The 25,304-nt window shown below is 63.8% G+C and carries 24 protein-coding genes and 1 tRNA gene; 12 read left to right on the top strand and 13 right to left on the bottom strand.

What is annotated here, in order from left to right:
• Positions 1–79: 79 nt before the first annotated feature.
• The 3 genes from rpmG to radC all read right to left on the bottom strand — a co-directional run bounded on the left by rpmG (position 80) and on the right by radC (position 1,352).
• Positions 80–250, bottom strand: a complete 171-nt coding sequence (gene rpmG / locus BEK68_RS15165; RefSeq protein WP_003262397.1) for a 50S ribosomal protein L33 — start codon at positions 248–250, stop codon at positions 80–82.
• A gap of 13 nt (positions 251–263) precedes the next feature.
• Complete coding sequence (rpmB, locus tag BEK68_RS15160) at positions 264–497, bottom strand: 50S ribosomal protein L28 (protein WP_004631999.1); 234 nt, start codon at positions 495–497, stop codon at positions 264–266.
• A gap of 180 nt (positions 498–677) precedes the next feature.
• Entirely contained in the window at positions 678–1,352 is a 675-nt protein-coding gene (gene radC / locus BEK68_RS15155; RefSeq protein ID WP_004632001.1) for a RadC family protein, read from the bottom strand.
• A 119-nt stretch (positions 1,353–1,471) separates the two neighbouring features.
• Between radC and BEK68_RS15150 the strand changes: the two genes are divergently transcribed.
• The 7 genes from BEK68_RS15150 (at position 1,472) to BEK68_RS15120 (ending at position 8,414) form a co-directional block, all read left to right on the top strand.
• Positions 1,472–1,960, top strand: a complete 489-nt coding sequence (locus tag BEK68_RS15150) for an FKBP-type peptidyl-prolyl cis-trans isomerase (RefSeq protein ID WP_004632003.1) — start codon at positions 1,472–1,474, stop codon at positions 1,958–1,960.
• Position 1,961: 1 nt separating this feature from the next.
• Complete coding sequence (ispH, locus tag BEK68_RS15145) at positions 1,962–2,945, top strand: 4-hydroxy-3-methylbut-2-enyl diphosphate reductase (protein ID WP_012436247.1); 984 nt, start codon at positions 1,962–1,964, stop codon at positions 2,943–2,945.
• A gap of 453 nt (positions 2,946–3,398) precedes the next feature.
• Positions 3,399–4,604, top strand: a complete 1,206-nt coding sequence (locus BEK68_RS15140; RefSeq protein ID WP_004632007.1) for a branched-chain amino acid ABC transporter substrate-binding protein — start codon at positions 3,399–3,401, stop codon at positions 4,602–4,604.
• A gap of 210 nt (positions 4,605–4,814) precedes the next feature.
• Positions 4,815–5,750 carry a branched-chain amino acid ABC transporter permease gene (locus tag BEK68_RS15135; RefSeq protein ID WP_012436246.1) on the top strand — a complete coding sequence of 312 codons (936 nt, stop codon included), beginning with the start codon at positions 4,815–4,817 and terminating at the stop codon, positions 5,748–5,750.
• Positions 5,751–5,763: 13 nt separating this feature from the next.
• Positions 5,764–6,891 carry an ABC transporter permease subunit gene (locus tag BEK68_RS15130; RefSeq protein WP_004632011.1) on the top strand — a complete coding sequence of 376 codons (1,128 nt, stop codon included), beginning with the start codon at positions 5,764–5,766 and terminating at the stop codon, positions 6,889–6,891.
• Positions 6,892–6,904: 13 nt separating this feature from the next.
• Positions 6,905–7,681: an ABC transporter ATP-binding protein gene (locus tag BEK68_RS15125; RefSeq protein ID WP_009241299.1), complete on the top strand. Its 777-nt coding sequence runs from the start codon at positions 6,905–6,907 to the stop codon at positions 7,679–7,681.
• Between the two features lie 16 nt (positions 7,682–7,697).
• The gene (locus BEK68_RS15120; protein WP_009241298.1) at positions 7,698–8,414 is read left to right on the top strand and encodes an ABC transporter ATP-binding protein; all 717 of its coding nucleotides are present in this window, start codon (positions 7,698–7,700) and stop codon (positions 8,412–8,414) included.
• 67 nt (positions 8,415–8,481) lie between these two features.
• Here the strand turns inward: BEK68_RS15120 and BEK68_RS15115 are convergent, their stop codons facing one another.
• The 3 genes from BEK68_RS15115 to BEK68_RS15105 all read right to left on the bottom strand — a co-directional run bounded on the left by BEK68_RS15115 (position 8,482) and on the right by BEK68_RS15105 (position 11,548).
• On the bottom strand, positions 8,482–8,958 hold the full coding sequence (locus BEK68_RS15115) for a GNAT family N-acetyltransferase (protein ID WP_012436245.1): 477 nt from the start codon (positions 8,956–8,958) through the stop codon (positions 8,482–8,484).
• Positions 8,959–9,039: 81 nt separating this feature from the next.
• The gene (locus BEK68_RS15110) at positions 9,040–10,227 is read right to left on the bottom strand and encodes an acetylornithine transaminase (RefSeq protein ID WP_012436244.1); all 1,188 of its coding nucleotides are present in this window, start codon (positions 10,225–10,227) and stop codon (positions 9,040–9,042) included.
• A gap of 271 nt (positions 10,228–10,498) precedes the next feature.
• Positions 10,499–11,548: a CDP-6-deoxy-delta-3,4-glucoseen reductase gene (locus BEK68_RS15105; protein ID WP_004632022.1), complete on the bottom strand. Its 1,050-nt coding sequence runs from the start codon at positions 11,546–11,548 to the stop codon at positions 10,499–10,501.
• A gap of 82 nt (positions 11,549–11,630) precedes the next feature.
• Between BEK68_RS15105 and BEK68_RS15100 the strand changes: the two genes are divergently transcribed.
• Together BEK68_RS15100 and BEK68_RS15095 are read left to right on the top strand one after the other, a co-directional pair.
• On the top strand, positions 11,631–12,632 hold the full coding sequence (locus BEK68_RS15100; RefSeq protein WP_024542261.1) for an NAD-dependent epimerase/dehydratase family protein: 1,002 nt from the start codon (positions 11,631–11,633) through the stop codon (positions 12,630–12,632).
• Between the two features lies 1 nt (position 12,633).
• A complete protein-coding gene (locus BEK68_RS15095; protein ID WP_009241293.1) occupies positions 12,634–14,301 on the top strand; it encodes a GGDEF domain-containing protein in 1,668 nt (555 codons plus the stop codon).
• Between the two features lie 2 nt (positions 14,302–14,303).
• Here BEK68_RS15095 and BEK68_RS15090 read toward each other — a convergent pair whose 3' ends face one another.
• Positions 14,304–16,121: a chloride channel protein gene (locus tag BEK68_RS15090; protein ID WP_009241292.1), complete on the bottom strand. Its 1,818-nt coding sequence runs from the start codon at positions 16,119–16,121 to the stop codon at positions 14,304–14,306.
• A 4-nt stretch (positions 16,122–16,125) separates the two neighbouring features.
• Entirely contained in the window at positions 16,126–16,563 is a 438-nt protein-coding gene (locus tag BEK68_RS15085) for a MarR family winged helix-turn-helix transcriptional regulator (RefSeq protein WP_004632030.1), read from the bottom strand.
• Positions 16,564–16,912: 349 nt separating this feature from the next.
• Here BEK68_RS15085 and BEK68_RS15080 point away from each other — a divergent pair, with 349 nt between their 5' ends.
• Together BEK68_RS15080 and dkgB are read left to right on the top strand one after the other, a co-directional pair.
• Positions 16,913–18,115: an MFS transporter gene (locus tag BEK68_RS15080; RefSeq protein ID WP_009241291.1), complete on the top strand. Its 1,203-nt coding sequence runs from the start codon at positions 16,913–16,915 to the stop codon at positions 18,113–18,115.
• 23 nt (positions 18,116–18,138) lie between these two features.
• A complete protein-coding gene (gene dkgB, locus BEK68_RS15075; protein ID WP_009241290.1) occupies positions 18,139–18,945 on the top strand; it encodes a 2,5-didehydrogluconate reductase DkgB in 807 nt (268 codons plus the stop codon).
• Positions 18,946–19,027: 82 nt separating this feature from the next.
• Here the strand turns inward: dkgB and ilvD are convergent, their stop codons facing one another.
• The 5 genes from ilvD to BEK68_RS15050 all read right to left on the bottom strand — a co-directional run bounded on the left by ilvD (position 19,028) and on the right by BEK68_RS15050 (position 24,319).
• Complete coding sequence (gene ilvD / locus BEK68_RS15070; RefSeq protein WP_004632036.1) at positions 19,028–20,887, bottom strand: dihydroxy-acid dehydratase; 1,860 nt, start codon at positions 20,885–20,887, stop codon at positions 19,028–19,030.
• Positions 20,888–21,090: 203 nt separating this feature from the next.
• Positions 21,091–21,175: transfer RNA gene (locus tag BEK68_RS15065), tRNA-Leu, on the bottom strand.
• A 65-nt stretch (positions 21,176–21,240) separates the two neighbouring features.
• Complete coding sequence (locus BEK68_RS15060; RefSeq protein ID WP_009241289.1) at positions 21,241–22,125, bottom strand: NAD(P)-dependent oxidoreductase; 885 nt, start codon at positions 22,123–22,125, stop codon at positions 21,241–21,243.
• 41 nt (positions 22,126–22,166) lie between these two features.
• The gene (locus BEK68_RS15055) at positions 22,167–23,336 is read right to left on the bottom strand and encodes an ABC transporter substrate-binding protein (protein ID WP_009241288.1); all 1,170 of its coding nucleotides are present in this window, start codon (positions 23,334–23,336) and stop codon (positions 22,167–22,169) included.
• Positions 23,337–23,377: 41 nt separating this feature from the next.
• A complete protein-coding gene (locus tag BEK68_RS15050) occupies positions 23,378–24,319 on the bottom strand; it encodes a CysB family HTH-type transcriptional regulator (protein WP_004632041.1) in 942 nt (313 codons plus the stop codon).
• Between the two features lie 153 nt (positions 24,320–24,472).
• Between BEK68_RS15050 and BEK68_RS15045 the strand changes: the two genes are divergently transcribed.
• On the top strand, positions 24,473–25,246 hold the full coding sequence (locus BEK68_RS15045) for a sulfite exporter TauE/SafE family protein (protein ID WP_004632043.1): 774 nt from the start codon (positions 24,473–24,475) through the stop codon (positions 25,244–25,246).
• Positions 25,247–25,304: the final 58 nt, after the last annotated feature.

The following is a 25,304-nucleotide window of genomic DNA, read 5'->3' as shown; positions in this document are numbered from 1 at the left end:
AGGCAACAAAAAACCCGCTTGAAAGCGGGTTTTTGCTGTCGGTCATGCCGACGGAAACAAGATACGCAATCCGCGAGGATTACTTGATCTTGGTTTCCTTGTAAGCGACGTGCTTGCGGGCGACGGGATCGAACTTCATGATCTCCATCTTTTCCGGCTTGGTGCGCTTGTTCTTGGTGGTCGTGTAGAAATGACCCGTACCTGCGGTCGATTCCAGCTTGATCTTGTCGCGTCCGCCTTTGCTGGCCATGTTTAACTCCTAATTAGACTTCGCCGCGTGCGCGCAGGTCCACGAGCACTTCGTCGATGCCTTTTTTATCGATCAGGCGCAGACCAGCGTTCGAGACGCGCAGGCTGACCCAGCGGTTTTCGGATTCGACCCAAAAGCGGCGATTCTGCAGGTTCGGCAGAAAACGGCGCTTGGTCTTGTTGTTTGCGTGGGAAACGTTATTGCCGACCATCGGCGCTTTCCCGGTCACTTGACAGACGCGTGCCATGGAGCACTCCTAACTAAATTCGTTGGCTACAGTTTGCGACCGGGCGCTGGGACCAAAACCAAGCGCAGCGCCACTGTAGAGGTGGGACTTCAGCGAAACGCGGATTATACACACAAAACCGCTGACAAATCAACGAGATCGATGGATTGCCGTTGGGCCCCGTGCGATGCGGCATCGGCACTACATTTTGCCGTGTTCGAGAAAGCCGTAGACGTGGTTGCGGCCGACGATCATGTGATCCAGGACGATCACGTCGAGCATTGCCAGCGCGCGGCACAGTTCGCGGGTCAGGATGACGTCGGATTCGCTGGGTTCAGTGTTGCCGGTGGGGTGGTTGTGGGCCAGGATCACGGCGGCTGCATTGTGATGTAGCGCGCGCTTCGCGATCTCGCGCGGGTAGACGCGGGCTTCGGTCAGCGTGCCGCGGAAGAGTTCTTCCCAAGCGATCAGCCGGTGCCGTACATCTAGAAAGAAACAGGCGAACACTTCATGCGGGCGGTGGCCGAGTGTCAGGCGCAAGAAATCCTTCACGCTTTGTGCGGATTCAAAGGTCTGACCCTGCGTGAAGTCTTCTTTCAGTGCACGCCGGGCAACTTCCAGCAGCGCGTGCAGTTGTGCGTATTTGGCGGGGCCCATGCCGTTGATCGACGAGAACTCCTGTTGAGAGGCATGACACAGCCGCGCGAGGGACCCGAAGTGCGCGAGCAGTTCGCGGGCGAGGTCGACGGCGCTTTTGCCTGGCACGCCCACGCGCAGGAAGATGGCCAGCAGCTCCGCATCGGAGAGCGCAGCGGGGCCGTGGGCGAGCAGTTTTTCACGCGGCCGCTCGTGGGCGGGCCAGTCGACGATTGCCATAGGGTTGGGATGCGCGGAGGAAAGGCCCTGCCAGCGGGAGTGCGGCGCGCGTCGCGCCTGCGGCAGCGCGGAGGGCTGACGTACAATAACGGGTTACTTTTTGGTCAAGCAGGTTGAGCGTGCAAAATTTGGTGAACGAGGCGTCCGCGGCGACGCCAAGCGGCACAGGCAAGGTGGTTGGCCCGGATTCCTTTCTGACGCTGCACTACCGCATCGCGCTGGAAAACGACACCGACATCGTTACCACCTTCGACGACAAACCGGCCACGCTGCTGCTCGGCCAGGGCCAGATGGCGCCCACGCTGGAGCAGGCGCTGCTTGGTATGCGCGAGGGCGAGCGCACGACGTTCCGGCTGGCACCGGAGCATGCGTTCGGCCCACGCAATCCGGAACTGCTGCAGCGCGTGTCGCTGGCCACGCTGCGGGAGAACTCCTCGTTCGAAGAGGATTACCAGCCGGGCGACCTGGTTGAGTTCAATGCGCCGAGCGGCGGCAAATATGCCGGTGTGCTCAAGGAAGTGGGCGAGACCTCGGCATTGTTTGACTTCAACCACCCGCTGGCCGGTCAGACGATCGTGTTTGAAGTCCAGCTGATCGGCATCCTCTGATATGAGCAACGCTGTGAACGCCCCGCTCGATCCCATTGATCCTGTCACCCAGGCCGACGCCGAGGTCTTGCTGGCGCAGCCGCGCGGCTTCTGCGCCGGCGTGGATCGTGCCATCGAGATCGTCGAGCGCGCGCTGGAGTTGTTTGGCGCGCCGATTTACGTTCGTCACGAGATCGTGCACAACGCTTATGTGGTTGGCGATCTGCGCAACAAGGGCGCGGTGTTCGTGCAGGAACTCGACGATGTGCCAGTGGGTGGCACAGTCATCTTCAGTGCGCACGGCGTGTCACGGGCGGTGCGTGAGGCGGCGGAAGCGCGCGGCCTGCGCGTGTTCGATGCGACCTGCCCGCTGGTGACCAAGGTGCACGTGGAAGTCTCGAAGATGCGTGCGCAGGGTTTCGAGATCATCATGATCGGGCACAAGGGCCATCCCGAGGTGGAAGGCACCATGGGGCAGGCCAACGACGGCATGCTGCTGGTTGAGTCCGTCGATGACGTTGCGCATCTCGAGGTGAAAGACTCGACGCGTCTGGCCTACGTGACGCAGACCACGCTGTCGGTGGATGAGACCCAGGAGATCGTGGCGGCCATCAAAGCGCGCTTTCCGGCCGTGCACGAGCCCAAGAAGCAGGACATCTGCTACGCGACGCAGAATCGCCAGGACGCCGTGAAGTTCATGGCGCCGCAGGTGGAAGTGGTGATCGTGGTCGGCAGCCCGAACAGCTCGAACTCGAACCGCCTGCGTGAACTGGCCGAAAAGCTGGGCGTACCTGCCTATATGGTGGATACACCTGAACAGGTGCGCCCCGAATGGGTGGCTGGCAAGCGCCGCGTGGGCCTGACCGCGGGGGCGTCGGCACCCGAAGAGCTGGCGCAATCGATTGTCGATCGGCTCAAGGCGCTGGGCGCACGCACCGTGCGCCCGCTCGACGGTATTCAGGAAAACATGTCTTTCCCCCTTCCGAGGGGGCTTCAAATCAATTGAATCCCTTTATGTAAATGCCCACTTAAAAGCGCACAAAAACGGTGCGCCCTAATGCGGTGCATAAAGCGCTTTTGAGGAATCGACGGCCACTTCTCCGGGAGTGGCCGTATTGTTTTGTGCGTCGCAAAAACCTCGTCAATACCGGCGAAGCCTTGATTTGCCGTGGCAATTGCCCGCCAAGCCGCATGAATAGGGGGTTTCCCCTACTCTGGCACGCTTCTTGATTAGCCTATGCGCCGTTCGCGAATGCCTGCGCGAAATGACGCCTGTTTGGGCATTGGGGAAAGCCCGTAAAGCGGCGTAGTTACAGTAAAAATCGTTGTTGCGACGCGTATTGCATCCGCAATAAAAGGGGATACAATTCGCGCGTTTCAAATTGAAACAATCGGCGCGGGGGGAGCGGCCGGGAGGCAGGACGCTCTTCTTGCTCTTGCGAGATCTAGGAGATCACTCATGCAAATTAAGTTTGCCAAAGTTCTGCCGCTTGCGGCTGCCGTGGCACTCGTAGCAGCTTGCGGTAAGAACGAGGAAAAGCCCGCAAACCAAGCTGCTGCACCTGCAGCAACGTCGGCTCCGGCGGCGGCTGCCGGCGGCGAGACCGTCGTCAAGATTGGTCACGCGGCTCCGCTCACGGGCGGTATTGCTCACCTTGGCAAAGACAACGAAAACGGTGCACGTCTGGCCGTTGAAGAAGCCAACAAGGAAGGCCTGACCATCGACGGCAAGAAGATCAAGCTGGAACTGGTCGGTGAAGACGATGCAGGCGACCCGAAGACGGGCACCGCCGTGGCGCAGAAGCTGGTTGACGAGCACGTTGTTGCCGTCGTCGGCCACCTGAACTCGGGCGTTTCGATCCCGGCCTCGAAGATCTACAGCGATGCGGGCATCGTGCAGATCTCGCCGTCGTCGACGAACCCCGACTACACCAAGCAAGGCTTCAAGACGACCTACCGCGTGGTGGCCACCGACGCGCAGCAAGGCCCGGCACTGGCGAACTACGCCGCCAAGACCCTGGGCGCCAAGACCGTGGCAATTGTTGACGATGCCACCGCCTACGGTAAGGGCCTGGCTGACGAGTTCGAGAAAACCGCGAAGGCCGACGGCGTGAACGTCGTGGCGCGCGAGGCGACCAACGACAAGGCCACCGACTTCAAGGCCATTCTGACCAAGATCAAGGGCAAGAAGCCGGACGTGATCATGTACGGTGGCATGGACGCCACCGGCGGTCCGTTCGCCAAGCAAGCCAAGGAACTGGGCATCACGGCCAAGATCGTTGGCGGCGACGGCGTGTGTACCGACAAGGTGGCCGAACTGGCTGGCGACGCGATCGACAACATCGTCTGCTCGGAAGCAGGCCTGGCACTGTCGAAGATGGAAAAGGGCGCGGACTTCGAGAAGAAGTACCAAGCGCGCTTCAACACGCCGGTGCAGATCTACGCACCGTTCACGTATGACGCCGTCAACGTGATCATCGACGCGATGAAGCGTGCCAACTCGACCGACGCTGCCAAGATCCTGGCTGCCATGCCGGCAACCAACTACAACGGCGTGATCGGCAACATCGCGTTCGACGACAAGGGTGACCTGAAGCAAGGTTCCATCACCCTGTACAACTACAAGGACAAGAAGAAGAGTGTTCTTGACGTTGTGAAGATGTAATCGAAGGGTTATCCGCCCTAAAAACGGCACCGCGACTACCCCTGCGGTGCCGTTTTTTATAGCCTCGCCAATGAAACAAGGCCCTCACCATGGGCGTGTCGGCAGGCCGCTTACCAGCAACCTCACCTTACCCATCCGATTGATCGCATACCTTGCGGGCACGTCATCCCGTCGCCTACAACAAAGCAAGGCATAGCAGGAGCTGTTCTCATGGATATCTTTATCCAGCAGATCGTGAACGGTCTGGTGCTCGGCAGCATTTACGCGCTGATCGCACTTGGCTACACCATGGTCTACGGTATTCTCGGCATCATCAACTTCGCCCACGGCGATGTTCTGATGGTCGGTGCAATGTCTGCCCTGACCGCCATCAACTTCCTCCAGAAGTACTTCCCCAATCTGCCTGACTGGCTCACGCTGGTGTTCGCGTTGCTGTTTGCCATGCCGGTCTGCGCCATCGTGGCCTACACCATCGAACGTGTCGCTTACCGGCCGCTGCGCAACGCGCCGCGCCTGGCGCCGCTGATCACCGCCATCGGCGTGTCGATCGTGCTGCAGACACTCGCGATGATGATCTGGTCGCGCAACCCGCTCACCTTCCCGCAACTGCTGCCTTCGAGCCCGATTGATATCGGCTCCACGGGCGCAACCATTACGGGCAAGGAAATCGTCATCATCCTGGTGTCGATCCTGGTGATGGTCGGGCTGATCCTGCTGGTCAACCGCACCAAGCTCGGCCGCGCGATGCGCGCGACCGCCGAGAACCAGCGTGTGGCAGGCCTGATGGGCGTCAACCCGAACTTCGTGATCTCTGCCACCTTCATGATTGGTGCTGCCATGGCTGCGGTTGCAGGCGTGATGATGGCGACCAACTACGGCAATGCTCACTTCTACATGGGCTTCATCCCCGGCCTGAAGGCGTTTACCGCCGCGGTGCTGGGCGGCATCGGCAACCTGGCAGGCGCCATGGTTGGCGGCATGCTGCTGGGCCTGATCGAAGCTCTGGGTGCCGGTTATATCGGTGATCTGACAGGCGGTGTGTTCGGTTCGAACTACCAGGATGTGTTCGCATTCATCGTGCTGATTGGCGTGCTGCTGTTCCGCCCGTCCGGCATCATGGGCGAACGCGTTGCGGACCGCGCATAAGAAGGGGAGCGCCATGACAGAAAATTTCAAAGCGCCGATGAAGACGCGCGCCGCGTTGTACGGCTTCCTGATCCTTGCGATCTTCGCGCCGTTCATCGTGGGCGCCGCAGGTGGCAACTACTGGGTGCGCGTGCTGGACTTCGCACTGCTGTACATCATGCTGGCCCTGGGCTTGAACATCGTGGTGGGCTTTGCCGGCCTGCTCGACCTGGGCTACATCGCGTTCTATGCGGTGGGTGCCTACATGATGGCGTTGCTGGGTTCGCCGCACCTGTCCAATCAGTTCGAGTGGATCCACAACCTGTTCCCCAACGGGCTGCACCTGATCGTATGGTGGGTGATTCCGCTCGGTGCCGGGCTGGCGGCGCTGTTCGGCATTCTGCTGGGCACGCCGGTGCTGAAGCTGCGCGGTGACTACCTCGCCATCGTGACGCTGGGCTTTGGTGAAATCATCCGGATCTTCATGAACAACCTCGACCGTCCGGTGAACATCACCAACGGCCCGAAGGGCATCAACCTGATCGAGCCGGTCAAGATCTTCGGGTTCGACTTCTCGAAGCGCCATGATTTCTTCGGCATCCGCTTCGACTCGGTCTACATGTACTACTACCTGTTCGTGATCCTGGCTGCGATCATCATCATCGTGTGCCTGCGGTTGCAGAACTCGCGTATCGGTCGTGCATGGGTGGCGCTGCGTGAAGATGAAATCGCCGCCAAGGCGATGGGCATCAACACGCGCAACATCAAGCTGCTCGCCTTTGCGATGGGTGCGTCGTTCGGTGGCGTGTCGGGTGCGATGTTCGCGTCGTTCCAGGGCTTCGTGTCGCCGGAATCGTTCGTGCTGTGGGAGTCGATCTACATCCTGGCGATCGTGGTGCTGGGCGGCATGGGCCATATCCCGGGCGTGATCCTGGGCGGCATTCTGCTGGTCGGTTTCCAGGAACTGCTGCGTGCGCTGGCCGAGCCGGTGCAGAACAAGCTGTTCGGCCATGTGATCGTGGAAGCGGAAGTGCTTCGTCAGCTGCTGTTCGGCCTGGCGATGGTGGTGGTGATGCTGTATCGCCCGTCGGGCCTGTGGCCCTCGCCGCGCAAGGAAGACCGTCCGCAAAAGCAGCGGGCTGGTGGACTGTCCCGTATCTGATGGAGGCACGCACATGAGCAATAACAACGTCCTCCTCTCGATCCGAGGAGTCCAGAAGCGTTTCGGCGGCCTGCAAGCGCTGTCCGACGTGAGCCTGGAAATTCGCGAAGGCGAAATCTACGGTCTGATCGGCCCGAACGGCGCCGGCAAGACCACGTTCTTCAACGTCATCACCGGCCTGTATACGCCTGACGCGGGCGAGTTCGTGCTGGGCGGCACGCCCTACCAGCCGACCGCCGTGCACGAAGTGGCGAAGGCCGGCATTGCGCGCACGTTCCAGAACATCCGCCTGTTCGGCGACATGACCGCGGCGGAAAACGTCATGGTGGGCCGCCACGTGCGCACCAAGGCGGGGCTGATCGGCGCGGTGTTCCGCACCAAGGCGGCACGCGAGGAAGAGCAGTCCATCGAAGACTGGGCGCATGATCTGCTGGACTACGTCGGCATCGGCAAGTACGCCAACTACACGGCGCGCAACCTGTCGTACGGCCACCAGCGTCGTCTGGAAATCGCCCGTGCCCTGGCCACGCAGCCCAAGCTGCTGGCTCTGGACGAGCCGGCCGCCGGCATGAACGCCACGGAAAAGGTGGAACTCCGTGGCCTGCTCGACAAGATCCGTTCCGACGGCAAGACCATCCTGCTGATCGAGCACGATGTGAAGCTGGTGATGGGCTTGTGCAACCGCCTGACCGTGCTGGATTACGGCAAGGTGATCGCACAAGGCTTGCCACATGAAGTGCAGAGCAACCCGGCCGTGATCGAGGCCTACCTCGGCGCGTCAGCGCACTGACGCAGAGGAACGGAATATGAAACCAGTAATGTTGAAGATCGACAGCCTGAAGGTCGCTTACGGCGGCATCCAGGCGGTCAAGGGCGTGGATCTGGAGATTCGCGAAGGTGAGCTGGTCACGCTGATCGGTGCCAACGGCGCCGGCAAGACGACCACCATGAAGGCCATCACTGGCCTGCAGGGCTGGGCCGGCGGTGACGTGCAGTATCTGGGCAAGTCCATCAAGGGCGTGCCGAGCTACAACCTGCTCAAGCAGGGCTTGGCGATGGTGCCGGAAGGCCGCGGCGTGTTTGCGCGCATGACCATCGTCGAGAACCTGCAGATGGGTGCCTTCACGCGCAACGACGAGGCCAACATCAAGGCCGACATCGACCGCATGTTCGGCATCTTCCCGCGCCTGAAGGAACGTGCAAACCAGCTGGCCGGCACGATGTCGGGCGGCGAGCAGCAGATGCTGGCCATGGCGCGTGCGCTGATGAGCCAACCGAAGCTGCTGCTGCTGGACGAGCCGTCGATGGGTCTTTCCCCGATCATGGTGGAAAAGATCTTCGAGGTCGTGCGCGACATCTCGGCGCAAGGCGTGACCGTGCTGCTCGTCGAGCAGAACGCGCGCTTGGCACTCCAGGCTGCGCACCGCGGCTACGTGATGGACTCCGGTCTCATCACCATGAGCGGCGATGCCAAGCAGATGCTGGACGATCCGAAGGTGCGTGCCGCCTACCTGGGCGAATAAGCACCCTCAAGCACCACGAGAAAGCCCCGCGATTGCGGGGCTTTTTCTTTTGCGCGCGACCCGCGTTTCAGGCAGAAGCCGCCGTGTAGATATTCGGCCGATGCAATTGCATGAACCCGACACCCTCCGGCACATCGGCAAAGCCGTGTTTGCGATAAAGCCAGTCGGCGCCCGTTGTTACGAGCACTGTGCGGCGCAGCGTCTGCAGGTCAGGGTGCTCGCGCAGGAAGTCCATCAAAGCGTGTGAGATGCCTTTCCCGCGCAACGCCGGCAGCACGAACACATCGCACAGGTAGGCGAACGTCGCCCGATCGGTAATGACGCGCGCAAAACCAACAAGCTCCACATGTGAGCCATCGCCGTTCAGTCGATAAGCGGCGAAGCAGAGCGAGTTTGCAACCGATCGGTCGAACACATCGCGCGGCAGGCCGCGGGCCCAGAACGTCTCCTGTGACAGGAAGTTGTAGATGTCGTCCAGCGGAAGCCACGCGGAATCATCGGACAACACGATCCCCGTGGCCGGCACTTCTCGCGTCACGGCCATGGCAAACCTCAGAGTGGGAACAGGGGTATAGGGCGATGCAGGGCGACGCATTGCGCGCCGCCCCAGGGTATGCAGTACGCCTTAGGCGTGCGCCTTCAGCAGCGTGCGCAGCATGCCGATCATCGTGTCGATTTCTTCGGTCGTCACGTTCAGCGCGGGCATGAATCGGAGGATGTTCGGACGCGGGGCGTTCAGCAGCAAGCCCGTCGGGTTCATCTCGCGTGCAGCTTCGACCAGTTGGCCGCCGATGTCCTTGCCGAGCAGCAGCGCGCGCAGCAGGCCGTTACCGCGCTCGCCGGCCAGGCCGAACTCTTCGCTCAGCTTGAGCAGTTGCGTGCGCAGATAGGCGCCGCGTTCTTCCACGCCAGTCAGGAAGCCCGGGGCCAGGAGTTGCTCGATCACCGAGCAGCCGACGGCCGTCATGAGCGGGTTGCCGTTGTAGGTCCCGCCCTGGTCGCCGGCTTCAAAGCTGGCGACTTCATCCGTGCACAGCAGGGCCGACAGCGGTACACCACCGCCGATGCCCTTGCCCAGCGTCATGATGTCCGGCTCGATGTTCGAGAGCTGATAGGCGAAGAGGGTCCCGCAGCGGCCGCAACCGGCCTGCACTTCATCAACGATCAACAGGATCTTGTGCTTCTTGGTCAGCGCACGCAGTTGCTGCATGAATTCCGGCGTGGCCGGCAGCACGCCGCCTTCGCCTTGCACCGGCTCAAGCATCACGCCGACAGTCTCGTCGGTGATGAGCGCTTCCACCGAGGCAATGTCGTTCAGGATGGCTTTCGGGAAGCCCGGCACCTGCGGCGCGAAGATGGTGTCCCAGCCGGCCTTGCCCGACGCGCTCATGGTGGCGAGCGTGCGGCCGTGGAAGCTGTGGTCGAACGTGATGATCTGGAAGGCGCCGTTCTTATGCTTCTTGCCCCACTTGCGGGCGAGCTTGATGGCGCCTTCGTTGGCTTCGGCGCCGCTGTTGGCGAAGAACACCTTGTCGAAACAGCTGTGCGCCGTCAGCAGGCCGGCCAGCTTGGCCATCGGCTCGTTGTAGAACGCCGGGCTCGGGTTGATCAGCTTCCGGGCCTGCGCGTTCAGCGCTTCGATCATGCCGTCGTTGGAGTGGCCGAGGCAGTTGACAGCCCAGCCTTGCACGAAGTCCAGGTAGCGCTTGCCGTTGTGGTCCGTCAGCCACGAGCCCTTGCCTTCGGTGAAGACGATCTCGGGCCGGTTGGTGATGTACATCAGGGACTGGACGGGGTAGTCAGCAAACGCCATGGCAAAGCTCCAGAAAAAGGCGGCAGGAAGATGAAAAAGCGGAAAAACGCGAGTTGGAAAAAGACAAAGGCCACGGGGGTCGCCCCGTGGCCTTGTGATCGTCGAATCCTGTGAACCCGATATGCAATCAGCAGACAGCCGCGTGGCTTCCCGGAGGGAGCAACGTACGGCGGCGTCGGAGGTGCAGGGCTTGGTTCATAAGGCGCAAGAATAAGACGGATGCCAAGTCAAGTCAAAACGAAATTTGGGCCTTCTTTGGATTTGTGCAACGTCAGCCGGCCGGGTGGAGGTCCGCCTCTGAGGTGAAGGAATCGGCGAAGAACGCATCCGGGTGCATCCCGCACTGGGCGGCGAAATCCGCGCGGGCCGAATTGATCACTACCGGCGCGCCGCAGGCGTAGACCTCGTGGCCAGACAGATCGGGGTGGTCTGCCATCACGGCTTGGTGGACGAAGCCGGTGCGGCCCGTCCAGGCGTCTTCGGGCAGGGCGTTGGAGACGACCGGCACGTAGGTGAAGTTCGGCAGCGTGCGCGCCCATTCTTCGGCCTTGGCGTGCATGTACAGGTCTTGCGGGCGGCGCCCGCCCCAGTACAGCGTCATGGGGCGCGTGCTGCCGATGAACTGGGCATGCTCGATGATCGCCTTGATGGGCGCGAAGCCGGTGCCCGAGGCCAGCAGGATGATCGGCTTGTCGGACTCTTCACGTAGGAAGAAGCTGCCCAGCGGGCCTTCGAAGCGCAGGATGTCGCGCTCCTTCATGGCCGGAGCGCCTTCCTTGGCGCCGAACACGTAATCGGTAAATACGCCGCCCGGCATGTGGCGGATGTGCAGCTCGATCGGGCCGTCGTCGTGCGGCGGGTTGGCGATCGAGTAGCTGCGGCGCTTGCCGTCGCGCAGGAGGAATTCCACGTACTGCCCGGCCAGAAATTGCATACGCTCGGTGGCAGGCAGTTGCAGCTTGACGATGGTGACGTCCGGCGCGGCCTTTTCCAGTGACGCGACGCGGCACGGAATCTTCTTGATGGGGACATCGCCGGCGCCATGCACCTCACGCACTTCAATGGTGACGTCAGTGGCGGGTGTGGCGCAGCAGAACAGCGCCCGGCCTTCGGTGGCCTCCTGGGCGGAGAGCGCGTTGGGGGAGTGCGTTCCCTGGACGATGGAACCTTCGCGCACGTTGCCCTTGCACGAGCCGCACGCGCCGTTCTTGCAGCCGTACGGCAGGCCGATACCCTGGCGCAGCGCTGCTGCAAGGATGGTCTCGCCGTCTTCGGCCTGGAACTGGCGGCCGCTGGGCAACACGTTGATCTGGTAAGCCATACTACAATCCGAGAATATGTTGAAAAGAGTGTCTGGTCGCCCGTCTGGGCATGCAATGGTGGTCAATCCGGCAGCACGTCCGATGGTGAATCAGTTAGTCGTTCGGCCATCCAAATCCGCACTACGCTTGGGCCTTCCCCGCGTGCTGATCGTCGGCTGCGGCGACGTCGGGCAACGCTGCCTGGCGATGCTCCGCACGCGTTTTCGCGTCTTTGCCGTCACCTCGCGCCTTGAAGGTCGAGCTTCGCTGCGCGAAGCCGGCGCCGTGCCGATTGTCGCCAATCTGGACGATGCCGCATCGCTGCGCCGCCTGCGAGGGTTAAGCCCCCGCGTGTTGCATCTGGCACCGCCGCCCGCTGTCGGCAACGATGATCCACGTACGGCCGCGCTGCTGCATACGCTGGCGCAGCCGTCCCCGAATTCCGCCGCCACAAAACGTCGCATTTTACCCGAGCGGGCGCGCAGGACGGGTGGCCTCACTGGCCGCTTGAAAACTCACCTCCAAGCGCGCGCGTTCGTGTACGCCAGCACCAGCGGCGTCTACGGCGATGCGGCTGGCGCCTGGGTCGACGAATCCCGCCCGGTGAAGCCAACCACGGCGCGTGCCCAACGCCGGGTCGCGGCCGAGCGGCGCGTGCGCTGGTTTGGCGCGGGCGGCGGCTGGCGCACGTCGATCTTGCGCATCCCCGGCATTTATGCGGCGGATCGGCTACCCATCGCGCGGCTCGAACGCGGTACGCCCGCCTTGCGCGCGGAGGACGATGTCTACACCAACCACATTCACGCCGACGACCTGGCGCGCGCGGTCATTGCCGCCCTGTTCCGGGGGAGACCGCAGCGCATCGTGCATGCCACAGATGCATCGGAGCTGCGCATGGGCGATTACTTTGACGCCGTGGCCGACGCGCGCGGCTTGCAGCGCCCGCCGCGCATTTCCCGCGCGGAGGCCCTCCAGCAGATCGAGCCTGCGCTGCTGTCCTTCATGAGCGAATCGCGCCGGCTGCGCAACACGCGGCTTGCGCGCGAGTTGCGCGTGGCGCTGCGCTACCCGACGGTGGCGGATTTCCTGAGCAGCGAGGTCTGACGTGAAGGCGCCTGAGCCCGCCCCTGCAACGTCGTCGCACGGCGCCTGGCTGCGCGTTGCGCCGCTGGCGCTTTGGCTGTCGGTGGCGGTGGTGGGCGTAGGCGCCTCATGGTTTGCCGCCTGTTTCGTGGCGGATTCGATGGGTGCGCGCGACATGCAGCAGATGGTCGATGCGCGGCGCCAGTTGGCTGCGCAGGTAGCGGAGGGAATGTCGAGCCAGATCACCGCCGACGTGGCCCTGCTGCGCGCGCTGCCGCAGACGCTCGCGCAGATCGACGCCATCCCGCGCGCGGTGGCGCGCGTCGACACCCGGCGCTGGAACCTGATGGACCAGGGCTCATGTGCCGAAGAGGCGATGTCGCACCCGGAAGTGGTCGACATCGATGCTTTCCTCAACGCCACCGCAGGCAATCTCGGGCTGGACTACGTGTGGGTCGTGAACCAACACAATTACGTGGTGCTGGCCAATAACGCCGGTCATGCCGATTCGTTCGTCGGCGTGCAGTTGAGCATGCAGCCGTACATGAAGGAGGCGATGCTGGGTGGCCTGGGCGAGCAGTTCACGATCGGCCCGGTGACGGGCGTGCCGGGCCTGTTCTTCGCCGCGCCGGTATATGACGCCGGAGGTTACCTGGTCGCAACAATGGGCACCAAGGTGAGCCTCGCGAGGCTGCAGCACTGGGTATCGCACCCGACATCGTTGGTGACCGATCCGAACGGCTTGATCATTCTGTCCACCGATGCATCGCTGGTCGGCAAGGTCCTGCCGGATGCTCGCCTGCAGCACATGGGCGCCAGCGACCGGTACAACGCCTACCAACGCGTCGACTTCGAGCCCTGGCCCTATCAGCCTACCGCGAAGGCGCATCGCGATGTGCCCGCCTGGGTGCCGGCCGAGGTGCGCGATACGCTGGCCTGGCGCGAGGGCAGTGCGATGCCATCGCTGACCGTGTCGCGCAATGCCAGTGCGGACCTCACGGTCGTCGTGGCCGAGCCGCTGCCGGCGTGGGGCCAGCAGATCGCCAACCATGCGCGCAACCGCATGATCGGCTTTGTGTTGTTCGTGAGTGTGTTGGTGACGTTCGCGCTGGTGGCGTGGTCTTTGGTGCGCGAGCGGCAGCACCACCGCGTGACGCGCCATCTGAACCAGCGGCTGCAGCGCACCAACAGCGCGCTCGCCAACGAGGCGCATTTCGATCATCTGACCGGTGTGCTGACGCGCCGCCGGTTCCTGGCGCTGTTCGATACGGTGCTCGCGCGTGCGCACAATCGTGCCGAACCGCTTGTGCTCGTGCTGGCCGATCTGGATCACTTCAAGCGCATCAATGACACATGGGGCCACGCTGTGGGGGACATGGCGCTGCAGCGCTTTGCGTCGCTTGCCACGGGCGTGCTGCGCAGCAGTGATCTGGTGGGGCGTTTGGGCGGCGAGGAATTCGCCATGGTGATGGGACGCACCACGCTGGAAACCGCCACCGAGGTGGCCGAGCGCCTGCGTACGGCGGTGGCCGAGACGGACGAAAGCTTCCCGACCGGGCTGTCGATGACCGTCAGCATGGGCATGACGGGCTGCCGGCCGGGCGATACCGCGTCGGAAATGCTCAAGCGCGCCGATCTGGCGCTGTATCGCGCCAAGGAAAGCGGACGTAACCGGCACGTGGCCGGCTGACATTACCGCGCGACGCGGCCTGCGCGCCGACGGCGCAGTTCAAGATGCGTGCGCGTGCCTGACAGCGGCACACGGCGGAAGCGCTCGCGGCGCTGTTCTTCATCAAAGAACGCTAGCGACGGCTTGACCAAATCGCTGCGCGAGACAATGCCCACCAGCGCGCGTGATTGTGAATCGGCCACCACCGGCAGCCGCTCGAGCCCATGCACTGCCAGGCGCGTGGCGACGATGCGGCAGGTCTCACCGGGCAGCGCCATCACGGGGGCATTCGCACCAAACAACTCGGCCACGGTGACGGCACCGCGCTTCTGGCCCGCCAGCAGCGCATCGCGGTCGAGCATGCCGATCAACGTGCCATTCGGCCCACCTTGCACCACGGGAAACGCTCGGTGCGCCTGCGTGGCGCCGAAGCGGTCGGCGAGTGTATCGGCCAGCGTGGCCTGCGCGTCGATGGTCTGCACCGAACGCGTCATCACCTCTTCCACGGCGTGGCGCTCGAGCGGGTCGACAGCGTATTCGCGATAGATGTGGAAGCCGCGGCGCGCGATCTTCTCGGTCATGATCGAGCGCGGCATCGTCAGTACGACAAAGCCGTAGGATACTGCCACCGCCAGCAGAATCGGCAGCAGCGCGTTCACATCGTGTGTGAGGCCGAAGGCGAAGACGATGGCCGTGAGCGGGGCGCCCAGCACACCGGCCAGCATGGCCGCCATGCACACGAGCGGCCACAGGCCCGGGTCGCCGCCGGGCAGCACTGGGCCGATCAACACCCCCAAGCCGGCGCCCATCATCAGCAACGGGGCAAGCACCCCACCCGACGTGCCCGAGCCCAGCGCGATCACCCAGATGATGGCCTTGACCACCAGCAGCGCCAGCGCCACCCGGATGGCGAGATGGTTGTGCAGCAAATCGCCGATGACGTCGTAGCCGACACCCAGCGCACGCGGCTCGAAATAGCCGCCGATGCCGACCACCAGGCCACCGAGGGCCGGCCACCACATCCAGTGGATCGGCAGGCGGCCGAACAGGTCTTCCGTTTTGTACAGCGCCATCGACAGCGAGCGCGCCAGCGCGCCGCACAGCAATCCGGCGACCACGCACGAGCCCAGCGCAGGCAGCGTCGCGGGTGCGGTGTCCAGCGGGAAGAGGGGCCCGGACTCCAGCACCAGCACACGCAGGAAGCCCGCCACCGCGCACGCCACCGCCACCGGCAGCATGCTGCGTGGGCGCCATTCGAACAGCAGCAACTCCACCGCAAGCAGCAGCGCGGCCACGGGCGTGCCGAACACGGCCGTCATGCCGGCCGTGGCGCCAGCCACCAGCAGCGTCTTGCGCTCGGCGGCCGTCAGCTTGAAGAACTGCGCGAACAGCGAGCCGATCGCGCCGCCCGTCATGATGATCGGGCCTTCCGCGCCAAACGGGCCGCCGCTGCCGATCACGATGCCCGACGACAGCGGCTTGAGCACCGCCACCTTCGGCGACATCTTGCTTTTGCCGAACAGGATGGCCTCGATGGCCTCGGGAATGCCGTGGCCGCGGATCTTCTCCGAGCCGAAGCGCGCCATCAGACCGACGATCAGCCCGCCGATAAGCGGTACCGCAATCACCCAGGCGCCGAGCGTGTTGGTGGCCGGCGAGCGGTCCGCCAGCGACAGCGTCTGGAAAAAGAACAGGTTGGTGAAGAAGCGGATCAGGTTGAGCAGCACCACGGCTGCCAGCGTGGCAAACGCCGCGATGACGACCGCCAGCGCAGTGGTGCGGAACAGCGTGGTGTCGGTCGCAAAGTCGCGCCGATGCGGTTGGTGTTCAAGGGCTTGCATGACGTTACTGCTCGGAGGCGGGTTCGGCGGGTTGATCGAGGTGCGGAAGCTTGAAAGCGCGGCGGAATGCCGACAGCTCGCTCTGGTGCAGCCCGGCCAGCAGTGCGACGAGGTTGTCGCCCTTCCTGGAGAGATGGACTTCGACCTGGCGTGCGTCGGTGTCGCTCTGGCGCCTTTCGACCAGACCCGCTTCTTCGCAGCGCGTGATGAGTGCCGCTGTGCCGTGCGGCGCGGCCTGCAGGCGCTCGGCCAGTTCGCCGACGGTGGCCCATTCGCGCCCGGCATAGCCTTTCACGTGCAGCAGCAACTGATACTGCAGGGGCGTGATGCCCTTGGCGTGGATCAGATCTTCGGAGGCGCGCAGGAAGCGACGCAGGTGGTAGCGGAAATCGGAGAGGTTCTCGAAATCCTGCTTGGACAAAGGGCGTGCGGGGGTGGACATGGCGGAATTAAAAGGTTCGTGGCGGAATATATCACGACATGACATATTTTGGAGAGCGAGCCCTGTTGCAGCGTTGCCAACCCGGCGTGCGTCTGAGTGACACCGATTGTTGATTGGCGATCAAGACTGTTTCGTCGACGGACGGGTTTTTCTGCAAAGGTAGAGCACGCACACTGCGGTCCATGCTCATTGCGCCGGTCGCGGACGCTCGCTGCTGCGCCATCGCCTTGGCGCACGCATCGGACGCATCGTATTTCCGCCGGAATCGTCGCCCGCTTGCTGAAACGTTTGCGGAAATCGCGGCAGAGGTTCTGCCCGCTTTCCATTCTTCCGCTTTGGAGTACACCGCATGAACCCCACCCACACTTCCGCCGAGCCCACACGCGGCAGCGCAACGCTGCCGCTGCTCGCGCTTGCCGCCGGCGCCTTTGGCATCGGCACCACCGAGTTTTCTCCGATGGGCCTGCTGCCCGTGATTGCCGACGGCGTGCATGTATCGATTCCGCAGGCAGGCATGCTGATCAGCGCGTACGCCATCGGCGTGATGGTGGGCGCCCCGATCATGACGTTGCTGCTGGCACGCTGGCCGCGACGCAAGGCGCTGATCGCGCTGATGAGCATCTTCACCATCGGCAATTTGCTTTCGGCCCTCGCGCCGGATTACACGACGTTGCTGCTCGCCCGGCTCGTCACCAGTCTCAACCACGGCGCATTCTTCGGGCTTGGCTCGGTGGTGGCCGCCAGCCTTGTGCCGCGCGAGAAGCAGGCCAGCGCCGTGGCCACGATGTTCATGGGCCTGACGATCGCCAACGTTGGCGGCGTGCCGGCCGCGACCTGGCTTGGCCAGATGATCGGCTGGCGCATGTCGTTTGCCGCCACGGCAAGCCTTGGCCTGATCGCCATTGCGGGCTTGTTCACTGCGTTGCCGAAGGGCGATGCCGGCAAGATGCCCAACCTGCGCGCCGAACTCGCGGTCCTGACGCGTCCCGTCGTGCTGGGCGCGCTCGCCACCACGGTGCTCGGCGCGGGCGCGATGTTCACGCTCTACACGTATGTTGCTCCAACGCTTGCGCAACTGACCGGTGCTTCGCCGGCGTTTGTGACGGCCATGCTGGTGCTGATCGGCATCGGCTTTTCGATCGGCAACATTGCCGGCGGCCGCCTGGCCGATCGCTCGCTCGATGGCAGCCTGATCGGCTTCCTGGTGTTGTTGATCGTAACGATGCTCGCGTTTCCCGTGTTGGCCAAGACGCACGTCGGTGCCGCCGCCGCGTTGCTGGTGTGGGGCATTGCCACGTTCGCAGTCGTGCCGCCGCTCCAGATGCGCGTGATGCGTGCCGCGGCTGAAGCGCCGGGCCTTGCATCGTCGGTCAACGTGGGCGCGTTCAACCTCGGCAACGCGCTGGGCGCGGCAGCGGGCGGTGCGGCCATCTCCGCAGGCCTGGGCTATGCGGCGGTGCCGATTGTCGGCGCGGTGATTGCTGTGGCAGGCCTTGCGCTGGTGGGGCTGCACGTCGTGCAGCGTCGGGCGCGCTTCGCCATGAACCCCTGATTCGATTTCCCCTGGAGCACAAGATGAACAAGATTCCCGCTTTCGGCCTCGGCACGTTCCGCCTGAAGGGCCAGGTCGTCATCGACTCGGTTCGCAATGGCCTCGAACTTGGCTACCGCGTCATCGACACCGCGCAAATCTACGGCAATGAAGCGGAGGTAGGCGAGGCCATTGCCGGCTCCGGCGTGCGCCGCGAAGACCTGTTCCTCACGACCAAGATCTGGGTCGACAACTACGCCAGGGACAAGCTCGCGGCGAGTCTCGAAGACAGCCTCGCCAAGCTGCGCACCGATTACGTCGACCTCACGCTGATCCACTGGCCTGCGCCCGACAACGGCGTGTCGATCGAAGAATTCATGACCGCGTTGGCCGAAGCCAAGGCCCGGGGTTTGACGCGCGAGATCGGCGTCTCGAACTTCAATATCGCCCTGACGCAGCAGGCGATTGCGGTGGCTGGCAAAGACGCCATCGCCACCAACCAGATCGAGCTGAGCCCGTATCTGCAGAACCGCAAGCTCGTCGAATTTCTGCAGCGCGAGGGCATTCACGTCACGTCGTACATGACGCTCGCCTACGGCAAGGTGCTGGGCGATCCGGTGATCGGCGCGATCGCACAGCGGCACGAAGCGACGCCGGCGCAGGTCGTGCTGGCGTGGGCGATGCAGCTCGGCTACTCGGTCATCCCGTCGTCAACCAAGCGAGAGCATCTTGCGAGCAACCTGCGCGCGCAAACGCTGCACCTGACGGACGAAGACATGGCTCAGATCGCCGCGCTTGAGCGCAACGGTCGCGAGGTTTCACCGGACGGGCTGGCGCCGCAGTGGGATTGAACATCGCAGCACCGACGCAATAGAAAAAGCCGCTCCGAAGAGCGGCTTTTTTACGTCGATCGAGCGCTTGGCCCGTGTTGCATCAGTCGTCCAGTTGCGACAGGTCGCGCACCGCGCCCTTGTCCGCCGACATGACCAGCTTGGCGTACGCCTTGAGCGCGGCCGACACCTTGCGCGGACGCGGCTGCGCGGGCTTCCAGCCCTTGGCGTTCTGCTCTTCGCGGCGACGCGCGAGTTCTTCATCCGACACCAGCACGTTGATCGTGCGGTTGGGGATGTCGATGCGGATCTTGTCACCGTTGCGCACCAAGCCGATCGCGCCGCCCGCAGCCGCTTCCGGCGAGCAGTGACCAATCGACAGCCCCGAGGTACCGCCGGAGAAGCGGCCGTCCGTCAGCAGCGCACAGGCTTTGCCGAGGCCCTTGGACTTGATGTAGCTCGTCGGGTACAGCATTTCCTGCATGCCGGGGCCGCCCTTCGGGCCTTCATAGCGCACGACCACCACGTCGCCGGCCTTGACCTTGTCGGCGAGGATGTTCGCGACCGCTTCGTCCTGCGATTCCGTCACGTGCGCCGTGCCTTCGAACACGAGGATGCTTTCGTCCACCCCGGCGGTCTTGACCACGCAGCCGTCCAGCGCGATATTGCCCCTCAGCACGGCCAGGCCGCCTTCCTTCGAGAACGCATGCTCGTTCGAGCGGATGCAGCCTTCGGCGCGGTCCAGATCCAGGCTCGGCCAGCGCGTGTTCTGGCTGAAGGCGACCTGCGTCGGGATACCCGCCGGGCCGGCACGGTAGAACGTCTGCACAGCTTCATCCGACGTGCGGACGATGTCCCACTGGTCCAGCGCGTCCTTCAACGTGGGCGCGTGCACGGTGGGCGCGTCGGTGTGCAGCTTGCCGGCACGATCCAGCTCACCCAGGATGGCCATGATGCCGCCGGCGCGGTGCACGTCTTCGATGTGGTACTTGTTTGTGTTCGGCGCGACCTTGCACAGCTGCGGCACGACGCGCGAAAGGCGGTCGATGTCCGCCATCGTGAAGTCGATCTCCGCTTCCTGCGCGATGGCCAGCAGGTGCAGGATCGTGTTGGTCGAGCCGCCCATCGCGATGTCGAGCGTCATCGCATTTTCGAACGCCTTGAAACCGACCGAGCGCGGCAGCACGCGCTCGTCTTCCTGCTCGTAGTATTGGCGGGCGAGTTCAACGATGCGGCGGCCGGCGCGCTTGAAGAGCTGCTCGCGGTCTGCGTGCGTGGCGACCACGGTGCCGTTGCCCGGCAGCGACAGGCCGAGCGCTTCGGTCAGGCAGTTCATCGAGTTGGCCGTGAACATGCCCGAGCACGAACCGCAGGTCGGGCACGCGGAGCGCTCGACTTCCGCCACTTCCTCGTCGGAATACTTGCTGTCGGCCGCGATCACCATCGCGTCGATCAGATCCAGCTTCTTGATCTCGATGGCTTTGGTGACGGGGTTGGCCAGGCGCGTCTTGCCCGCTTCCATCGGGCCCCCCGAGACGAAGATCACCGGAATGTTCAGGCGCATGGCGGCCATCAGCATGCCCGGGGTGATCTTGTCGCAGTTGGAGATGCACACCATGGCATCGGCGCAGTGCGCGTTGACCATGTATTCCACCGAGTCGGCAATGATGTCGCGGCTGGGCAGCGAATACAGCATGCCGTCGTGGCCCATGGCGATGCCGTCATCCACGGCAATCGTGTTGAATTCCTTGGCCACACCACCCGCGGCTTCGATCTCGCGCGCGACGAGCTGCCCCAGGTCTTTCAGGTGCACGTGGCCAGGAACGAACTGGGTGAACGAGTTGACCACCGCAATGATCGGCTTCTGGAAATCTTCGTCTTTCATGCCGGTGGCGCGCCAGAGCGAGCGTGCCCCCGCCATGTTGCGGCCGGCGGTGGAGGTTTTGGAACGGTATGCGGGCATTGTGCGTACTGAAGAAGTTTCGAAATGGGGGAGCGGGCCACGCGGATACTGGCCCTCATGCCCGTGCGATCAACCTCTTGAGCCGCGCCCGGGGCAAAGCCGCCATTATCCCACGCCGCGCGGGGCGTGTTGCCGGCTGCCGTTGCGTTGCCGAGCGTCCAATGAAAAAGCCGCTTCTGCGTGAACAGAAGCGGCTTGAATTCTGGTGCCCGAGGCCGGAATCGAACCGGCACGCCTTGCGGCGGGGGATTTTGAGTCCCCTGCGTCTACCAATTTCACCACTCGGGCAGGTGCTGATGAGCCGGCAATTATGCCAGAAGTCCGGCCAAGCGAACAAGGCGGCCGGAAGACGCTCAATCTGTGTGGTGGTTGTTCTGCTGCTCGAGCACGCGCAGCAGCGACGCCGTATCGTCATACCCCCAGCCATTGGCGACCAGCGTATTGAGCTGCGAGGCCACCAGCTCCATCGCCGGCATCTGCAGGCCGAGTTCCTGGGCGATCTCGCGCACCAGGCCGAAATCCTTGTCGTGCAGGCGCGCTTCGATGCCGGCGGCAAAGTTGCGCTCGGCCATCTTGGGCCCTTCCAGGTCGAGCATGCGGCTGCCCGCGAAGCCCGGGCCGATGGCCGCCAGCACGCGCGACGGGTCGGTGCCCTGGGCGCGCGCAAACAGCATGGCTTCGGCAATGCCCTGGATATTGATGACCTGCACGATCTGGTTGCACGCCTTGGCGACCTGGCCGGCACCGTAGTCGCCGACGTGCGTGATCGTAGTGCCCAGCAGCTGCAGCAGCGGGCGCACGCGCGCCAGCACCTCGGCCTTGCCGCCGACCATGATCGACAGCGTGGCCTTCTGCGCGCCTGCGGTGCCGCCTGAGACCGGCGCATCCAGGAACTCCAGACCCGCCGCTTCCAAATCGGCCGCGATCCGGCGCGTGGCCACGGCGGAGATCGTGCTGTGATCGATGCACACCGCACCACGCGGCGCGCCATGGATGACACCGTCCGGCCCGAGCAGCACGCCTTCCACATCGGCTGTGGACGTGACGTTGGTGAAGATGACCTCCGCGTCGCGCGCCGCTTCGGCAGGGGCGTTGCACGGCTCGGCGCCGAGGGCGCGGGCGTTGTCGACAGCTTCCGGACGGCGCACATAGGCGCGCACCGGATGCCCGGCGGCAATCAGGTGTTGGACCATCGGCGTGCCCATGTTGCCGAGGCCGATGAAGGCAATGCGTGTCATGGCGAATCTCTGCGTATTACGTCTTGCGTATCGATATTGATTTAGCGCGGGCCGGCGTAAGCGAAGCGGCCGTTCTTGATGATGCCCATCACGCGCGAGCGTTGATCGAAGCCCTGATGATCCTGGGTATTCAGATTCAGCACGCCGTTGGGCACAGTCAGATCGCGCGTGGTTTCCAGCGCATCGCGCAGGGCGGCGCGGAAGGCAGGTGTACCAGGCTTGGCGCTGGTCTTGAGCGCACGGGCCGTGGCATTGTCGAGCAACTGCCAAGCGCCCCATGCGTCGCCCGCGAACTGCGTGACGGTGTTGGGGCCATACTTGGCTTCATAGCGATCAGCAAATTCCACAGCCACCTTGCGCACCGGATGGCCGGCCGGGAGTTCGCGCGCGACCACCACGGGGCCGGTCGGGAAGAGCGTGCTTTCCACATCCTTGCCGCCCACCTTCAGGAACTCCGTACTGGCGATGCCATGCGTCTGGTAGATGCGGCCCTTGTAGCCGCGCTCGACCAGCGTGCGCTGGGGCAGGGCGGCCGGGGTGCCGGCCCCGGCAATCAGGATGGCGTCGGGCTTGGCGGCCATCAGCTTGAGAATCTGACCGGTCACGCTGGTATCCGTGCGCGCAAAGCGCTCGTTGGCCACCACGCGCAACTTGCGCACGTCGGCCAGCTTCGAGAATTCACGCCACCAGCTCTCGCCATACGCATCGGTAAAGCCGATGAAGCCGACGGTGTGCACGCCGTTGTCTGCCATGTGCTGGGTGACGAGCGTGGCCATCTGCGAATCGTTCTGCGGCATCTTGAAGGCCCAGCGGCGCTTGGCGTCCTGCGGCTCGACGATGGAGGCAGATGCTGCCAGCGTGATCATTGGCGTTTGCCCTTCGGCCACTGCATCGAGCGAAGCCAGCGCCGTCGGCACGATCGTCGGCCCGACGATCACGTCTACCTTGTCTTCGGCGATCAGTTTGCGCACGTCCCGCACCGCCATCGACGGGTCGGAGGCGTCGTCGAGCACGATGACCTGCGCGCGCTGGCCGCCGATGGTCGCCGGCCACATCTGCACGGTGTTCTTGCTGGGAATGCCGATGGCCGCGGCGGGGCCGGTGGTGGACAGCACCACGCCCACGCGGATGTCGGCTTGGGCAGGCAGGGCAAGTGCAGCAGCGCTGGCAAAGAGCGCCATGCCGCACAGCAGGCGACGTCGGGTCGTCATGAAATCTCCGGGAGGTTCGAGTGTTGCAGATTGCCGGCGGATCAAAGCTCGTACGCTTCGTGATCGCCGGACATGAGTTGTTCGACCAGCTTGCGCGTGAGCGTCGGCGCAAACAGTTCGATGAAGGTGTAGACGAAGCCGCGCAGGTACGCCCCTTGTTTGACGCCCAGGTGCGTGACGTTGGTGCCGAAGAGGTGTCCGGCCGGAATGGCGCGCAGGTTGCGGTCGCGCTCGGCATCAAACGCGACGCCGGCCACGATGCCCACGCCCAGGCCCACTTCCACGTACGTCTTGATGACGTCGGCGTCGATGGCTTCGAGCACGATGTCGGGCTTGATCTGGCGCAGCTCGAACGCGTGGTCGATCTTGGGCCGGCCGGCAAAGTGGTGGTCGTACGTGATGATCGGGTAACCCTTCAGGTCGTCCAGCGTCAGGTGCTGGCGCGACAGAAGCGGGTGGTCAGGCGGCGTCACCACCACATGCTGCCACTGGTAGCCCGGGATCGAGATCAGATCCTTCACATGCGACATGCCTTCGGTGGCGATGGCAAGGTCGGCCTGGTCGTGCAGCACCATCTCCGCAATCTGCGCGGGCGTGCCCTGCTGAATGGAAAGGCGCACCTTGGGGTACCTGCGCGTGAATTCGGCAATCGCCTTGGGCAACGCATAGCGCGCCTGCGTGTGCGTGGTGGCGATGGTGAAGTTGCCCTGGTCCTGCGCGGCGTAGTCCTTGCCCACGCGCTTGAGGGTTTCCACCTCTTCCAGCACGCGCTCGACTGAAGCCAGGATGCGCCGGCCCGGTTCCGTGAGGCCCCGGATGCGCTTGCCGTGACGGGTGAAGATATCGACACCCAGTTCCTCTTCCAGCTCGATGATGGCCTTGGAGACACCTGGCTGTGATGTATAGAGCGCTTTTGCGGCCTCTGTCAGGTTGAATTTCTGCCGCACGGCTTCGCGCACGAAGCGGAATTGGTGGAGGTTCATGGCTGCGCGGTCAATAAGAAGAACGGGTGCGAACTGAACGCTACTTATAACCGACGCCATATAAACAAACAATTTTTTATTGGTTTGGGATATGAGGCCAGTTCATTACGATGCTCGAACTTCGTGATAACACGCCCTCACTGTCCCTGCGCCATGACGCTTGCCTATACGATTTCCGGTCTGCTGGTCGGCCTGTTGGTCGGCCTGACGGGCGTTGGCGGCGGCTCGCTGATGACGCCGCTGTTGACGTTGATGTTCGGCTTTTCGCCGGCGACCGCTGTGGGCACCGACCTGGCCTTCGCCTCGCTGACCAAGGGTGTCGGCACGATCGCACACCGCAGCCACGGTCATATCCGCTGGGACATCGTTAAGCTGCTCTGCCTGGGCAGCCTGCCCGCCGCGCTGGTGACGGTGCTGGTACTCAAGCGCATGGGCAATCTCGATGCCGAGTGGATGCACCTTATCCGCGTGACGATTGGCGTGTCCGTCATCCTGACGGTGATTTCGCTGCTGTTCCGCCAGCGCGTGCTGGGCTGGCTGGCCCGCAACCCGCGCTATCGCTTGCAAGGCATCACGCTGGCCGTGGCCACGGTGATCGTCGGCGTGGTGCTGGGCGTGCTGGTGACGGTGTCGTCCATCGGCGCGGGTGCTGTGGGCGCGACGCTCATCCTCATCCTGTATCCCGAATTGAAGAGCGCCGAAGTGGCCGGCACCGACATCGCCTATGCCGTGCCGCTGACCGCCGTGGCGGGCCTGGGCCACATGTACCTGGGCACGATCGACTGGAACCTGCTGGTGTCGCTGCTGGTGGGCTCCATCCCGGGTATCTGGCTGGGCGCGCGCCTGTCCAAGAATCTGCCGGAACGTCTGGTGCGCGGCGCGCTTGCCGCCACGCTGACGATCACGGCCATCAAGCTGGTGTCGTGATGCATGACTTCATGCCGGCCCTGCTTGACTGTGGCTGCTGTCGTTGAATCGGCGGCAG

Source organism: Ralstonia pickettii (assembly GCF_001699815.1).
Classification (GTDB): Bacteria; Pseudomonadota; Gammaproteobacteria; order Burkholderiales; family Burkholderiaceae; genus Ralstonia; species Ralstonia thomasii.
This window is presented reverse-complemented; position numbering and strand designations above follow the sequence as displayed.

What these genes read in the sequence shown, in the direction of transcription:
- rpmG (WP_003262397.1), bottom strand. Translation starts at nt 250, where the DNA reads ATGGCCAGCAAAGGCGGACGCGACAAGATCAAGCTGGAATCGACCGCA.
- rpmB (WP_004631999.1), bottom strand. Translation starts at nt 497, where the DNA reads ATGGCACGCGTCTGTCAAGTGACCGGGAAAGCGCCGATGGTCGGCAAT.
- radC (WP_004632001.1), bottom strand. Translation starts at nt 1,352, where the DNA reads ATGGCAATCGTCGACTGGCCCGCCCACGAGCGGCCGCGTGAAAAACTG.
- ispH (WP_012436247.1), top strand. Translation starts at nt 1,962, where the DNA reads ATGAGCAACGCTGTGAACGCCCCGCTCGATCCCATTGATCCTGTCACC.
- BEK68_RS15140 (WP_004632007.1), top strand. Translation starts at nt 3,399, where the DNA reads ATGCAAATTAAGTTTGCCAAAGTTCTGCCGCTTGCGGCTGCCGTGGCA.
- BEK68_RS15135 (WP_012436246.1), top strand. Translation starts at nt 4,815, where the DNA reads ATGGATATCTTTATCCAGCAGATCGTGAACGGTCTGGTGCTCGGCAGC.
- BEK68_RS15130 (WP_004632011.1), top strand. Translation starts at nt 5,764, where the DNA reads ATGACAGAAAATTTCAAAGCGCCGATGAAGACGCGCGCCGCGTTGTAC.
- BEK68_RS15125 (WP_009241299.1), top strand. Translation starts at nt 6,905, where the DNA reads ATGAGCAATAACAACGTCCTCCTCTCGATCCGAGGAGTCCAGAAGCGT.
- BEK68_RS15120 (WP_009241298.1), top strand. Translation starts at nt 7,698, where the DNA reads ATGAAACCAGTAATGTTGAAGATCGACAGCCTGAAGGTCGCTTACGGC.
- BEK68_RS15115 (WP_012436245.1), bottom strand. Translation starts at nt 8,958, where the DNA reads ATGGCCGTGACGCGAGAAGTGCCGGCCACGGGGATCGTGTTGTCCGAT.
- BEK68_RS15110 (WP_012436244.1), bottom strand. Translation starts at nt 10,227, where the DNA reads ATGGCGTTTGCTGACTACCCCGTCCAGTCCCTGATGTACATCACCAAC.
- BEK68_RS15105 (WP_004632022.1), bottom strand. Translation starts at nt 11,548, where the DNA reads ATGGCTTACCAGATCAACGTGTTGCCCAGCGGCCGCCAGTTCCAGGCC.
- BEK68_RS15100 (WP_024542261.1), top strand. Translation starts at nt 11,631, where the DNA reads ATGGTGAATCAGTTAGTCGTTCGGCCATCCAAATCCGCACTACGCTTG.
- BEK68_RS15090 (WP_009241292.1), bottom strand. Translation starts at nt 16,121, where the DNA reads ATGCAAGCCCTTGAACACCAACCGCATCGGCGCGACTTTGCGACCGAC.
- BEK68_RS15085 (WP_004632030.1), bottom strand. Translation starts at nt 16,563, where the DNA reads ATGTCCACCCCCGCACGCCCTTTGTCCAAGCAGGATTTCGAGAACCTC.
- BEK68_RS15080 (WP_009241291.1), top strand. Translation starts at nt 16,913, where the DNA reads ATGAACCCCACCCACACTTCCGCCGAGCCCACACGCGGCAGCGCAACG.
- dkgB (WP_009241290.1), top strand. Translation starts at nt 18,139, where the DNA reads ATGAACAAGATTCCCGCTTTCGGCCTCGGCACGTTCCGCCTGAAGGGC.
- ilvD (WP_004632036.1), bottom strand. Translation starts at nt 20,887, where the DNA reads ATGCCCGCATACCGTTCCAAAACCTCCACCGCCGGCCGCAACATGGCG.
- BEK68_RS15060 (WP_009241289.1), bottom strand. Translation starts at nt 22,125, where the DNA reads ATGACACGCATTGCCTTCATCGGCCTCGGCAACATGGGCACGCCGATG.
- BEK68_RS15055 (WP_009241288.1), bottom strand. Translation starts at nt 23,336, where the DNA reads ATGACGACCCGACGTCGCCTGCTGTGCGGCATGGCGCTCTTTGCCAGC.
- BEK68_RS15050 (WP_004632041.1), bottom strand. Translation starts at nt 24,319, where the DNA reads ATGAACCTCCACCAATTCCGCTTCGTGCGCGAAGCCGTGCGGCAGAAA.
- BEK68_RS15045 (WP_004632043.1), top strand. Translation starts at nt 24,473, where the DNA reads ATGACGCTTGCCTATACGATTTCCGGTCTGCTGGTCGGCCTGTTGGTC.